4 protein-coding genes are annotated in these 3710 nt (G+C 40.6%); all 4 read right to left on the bottom strand.

The window, feature by feature from the left end; all coding sequences use genetic code 11:
• Positions 1-930 (bottom strand): class I adenylate-forming enzyme family protein (locus tag AC52RT_RS16950; RefSeq protein WP_495541833.1); only part of this gene is annotated, 930 nt, incomplete at its 3' end.
• Positions 931-964: 34 nt separating this feature from the next.
• A complete protein-coding gene (locus tag AC52RT_RS16945; protein ID WP_495541832.1) occupies positions 965-2134 on the bottom strand; it encodes an acyl-CoA dehydrogenase family protein in 1170 nt (389 codons plus the stop codon).
• Between the two features lie 15 nt (positions 2135-2149).
• Positions 2150-3040 (bottom strand): MBL fold metallo-hydrolase, encoded by an 891-nt coding sequence (locus AC52RT_RS16940; protein ID WP_495541831.1) that lies wholly within the window; start codon positions 3038-3040, stop codon positions 2150-2152.
• 150 nt (positions 3041-3190) lie between these two features.
• Positions 3191-3710, bottom strand: a 520-nt coding sequence (locus AC52RT_RS16935; RefSeq protein ID WP_495541830.1) for an alpha-L-arabinofuranosidase C-terminal domain-containing protein, incomplete at its 5' end; no start/stop codon positions are given.

Genomic DNA, 3710 nt, shown 5'->3' with positions numbered 1-3710 from the left:
TGAGGCTTCTGATAAACCGTACCCTTCATGAATGTCTGCTTTGAATTTCTGTTGAAAGGCATGGATAACACTGATTGGCAGTGGTGCCGAGCCGGAACCAATGTATTGAAAACTAGATAGATCATAATTCTCTGAATCTGGTGAACCTAGCAGCGCATGGATCATGGCTGGTACAGCCGAAAATGAACGCACTTTGTATTTTTCAATCGCTTCAAAAATTCCTTTTGGATCGAATTTAGGAAAAATCACGATTGAGCTTCCGGCAATAAAGGCAATATTAGAAAGTGTTAGGCCATATGCATGAGCAAGCGGCAGGATTCCAAGTGTTGTCCCCCGTTCTGATTCACTATGCTTATATGAACTTATTGCATTTGAATACAAATTCTTATGAGTCTGGCGCACACCTTTTGGCTGCCCAGTCGTTCCTGATGTATAAAGAATTACGGCCGTATCCTCTTCATTTGGCTCATATTCCATTATGTCAGTCTGATGAGACTTGTTCATTAATTTGGATAAGTTCAGGGTTTTATCATTTTCCACTTCGTCGATTGAAATAAGAATAGGACTGTCCTTTAACCCCATGATTCCTTCTTCAATTTTATTCCGAACAAGTGAGGAAGTAATTACAGCCTTCGCTCCACAATTAGCAGCAATAAAATGAATTTCCCGCGGGTGAAGAGTGAACATAACCGGTACGATTATCGCACCTGCCCGAGTAATTCCTTGATAACAAAAAAGTACTTCAGGGCAATTAGGCATACAGACAATTACACGGTCACCTGCAGCTATGCCTAGAGCTTTGAGCCCCGCTGCAATCTTTCTGGCCTGTTCTTTAACCTCAATATTTGTATAGTGTTTGTCCCGGTCATAAAGCAGCGGATATTCCCCATAGGTTTTGATATTTTCTTCAAGAAGTTGTGTTAGATTCATTAAAAATCTCCTCCTTCAGAATAGTAGAAACGCTCTAGGCCATCAATTCCCCTACTTTGACATTTCCTTTTAATAAATTCCGGGATATGATATGACGTTGAATTTCATCTGTTCCTTCAAAAATCCGCCAAACACGCATTTCTCTGTACCAGCGCTCAATTGGCAATTCTTTCGTATACCCCATCCCTCCGTGGATTTGCAGCACACGATCGACTACACGATTCGCCATATTTGTTCCATATAGTTTTGCGATAGAAGAATAATGACGGTTATCACGCCCCTCTTCAGCAAGCCATGCCGCATGCAGAACCAGCCAACGAGTCGCTTCAATCTCGACAGCAGAATCTGCAATCATCCATTGAATAGCCTGACGTTCTGAAATCGGCTTACCAAATGTGAACCGTTGATGTGAATAGTCGATGGCCATCTGCAGGAGTCTTTCTGCAGCACCCAGTCCTCTTGCCGGAATAATCCAGCGCCCTTGCCCAATCCATTTCATACCCAGAGCAAACCCATTGCCTAGTTCCCCCAGAATATTTTCTTCTGGTACTCGTACATTATCAAAAACGAGTGATGCCGGACCCCACTCACCCATCGTATGAATATATTCCGAATGCCAGCCCATTTCTCGATCAACTAAAAAGCAAGTTACCCCGCCTTGAGGACCCTTTTCACTATCTGTAATCGCAAACACCATAGCAAAGTCGGCTTCATTTCCATTTGTAATAAACACCTTTTCACCATTCAGAATCCAGTCGCTTCCATCCTTAACCGCTCGCATAGTAATATTTGCAGCATCAGAACCAGCCGTTGGTTCAGTAAGTGCAAAGCATGACTTTTTCTCACCATTTATCACCGGAAGCAGATAGTTTTCTTTTTGTTGTTCATTACAGTAATAAAGAATATTGTCTGCAGAACCGCCAAAACTAAATGGGACAAATGTTCTCCCCAGCTCCATCATGATTAATGCAGTCATTGTCGGACCTAAATCAGCTCCGCCGAATTCTTCCGGCGTATTAATTCCCCAAAATCCCATATCCTTTGCCTTACTTCTTAATTCAGCGATTTTCTCTTCAGAAATCCCCGGCTTTCCATCCCTTTCGTTACGCAGAACATCTGCTTCTAGCGGGATCAGTTCTTTTTTTACAAAACTTCTTACGGTTTTCTGAATCATTTTCTGTTCATCAGTTAATGAAAAATCCACGGTTTCCCCTCCAATTTACGTACGGATTGAATAGACATCTATGGTATTTCTTTGCTGACAGATAGTTTTCCCTCTTACTTCTAGCAATTCTAAATGGCCTTGTATTTGTGATAAGCCCAAATACACCGCAGGTCCCTTTAATTTAGGATAGATTTCCTGACAAAGCTCATATACAGTTGCATCGCCTTTTTCAAGGACAGCTAAAATCCGCAAACAGCGCTTTTCATGTTCAGTCAACCTCTTTTCGATTAAAGCTTGGTAATCATTAAATGCTTGTCCATGTCCAGGAAAGACTGTTTTTAGCGGCAGCTTATTCATCTTTTTAAGCGATTCACGATATTGAAGCAATGTTTTAGGCTTCTCTGTGGTTCCGGGATCTGGAGGTTCTACGAAAGCGTTTACAGATATATCCGGAAGTAAAAGATCTCCGGCAAATGCCACACCTTCCTGATTATAAAATAAAAGGTCAGTCTGACTGTGGCCTGGTACATATTCTACGATAAAATCAGAACCGCCCATCTTTATATACTCATTCTCTTTCACATACCGAATCTCCTGCCAATTCAATTCGCGATAGGACTGGGTAATACGTTCGTTGATGGTAGCCCCGCTCCGATAGAGAAAATCCTGATAAAAGGCTTGCTCTCTAGTAAACTCTACTTCCCCTCCTTCAATCACATGTCTTGCCTTTTCGTGAACATATACGGGAATAGATACCTCGTTTTGAATACGAGCTACACCTCCTGAATGGTCGGTGTGCATATGCGTCAAAATAATATGATCAAGATCTGACAGGCCATATCCTTCAAGGGCAATCAAACGTTTTAATTGCTCAAAGGAAGGACCATCCAGATTGCCTGTATCGACCAGTGTGACGGTATCCCCAACCACAAGGAACGCATTCACTGATCCTTCAGCAAAACTAGATTCTAAGGTTAATGGTATAATCTGAATGATAATCCCTCCTTTGCTTCCGGTAATCCCAATGCTTATCTCACTTACTGACCCTTTTGGACAAGAGAAAATTCGGCAACTTCGATATAAATATAAAACAAATTATATAAGAGTAAGAACGATTACTGACATAGGTGGTAATTTGACTTCTAGATCATTATCAATCATTTTTAAGGTTTTAAATTCACTAGGAACTACTACGTTAGGTTGTTCAAATGTATTATGAGCATTCATTTTCGCGGCCGTTAAAATTTTTGTCTTAATGTCTTTAGTATGTATATCCAATGAAGGGATCTTCAGTCTACAAACGGTTTCTTCGTGTAAATCTAAATTACATATACTAATGGTTATTTCACCTGCTTCACCTTTGGATGCAGAAATACTGATTTGGGGAATCTCACTAGTATCATTCTCATTCTTTTCAATTGAAAGCAGTTTTCCGTCCTGATGGCCTTTAAACATATCAAATACATGATAGGTAGGTGTTAAGACTAATTTCTCTTCCTTCGTAAGAATCATTGCTTGCAGTACATTAACTGTTTGAGCAATATTTACCATTTGTACACGCTCACACTGTTCTTGGAAAATATGAAAATGTAAAGCTGTTATTAAGGCGTCCCGT

This window comes from Peribacillus sp. (genome assembly GCF_059453735.1).
Note: the sequence above shows the minus strand (reverse complement) of the source record. Positions and strands in the feature narration are given on the sequence as shown.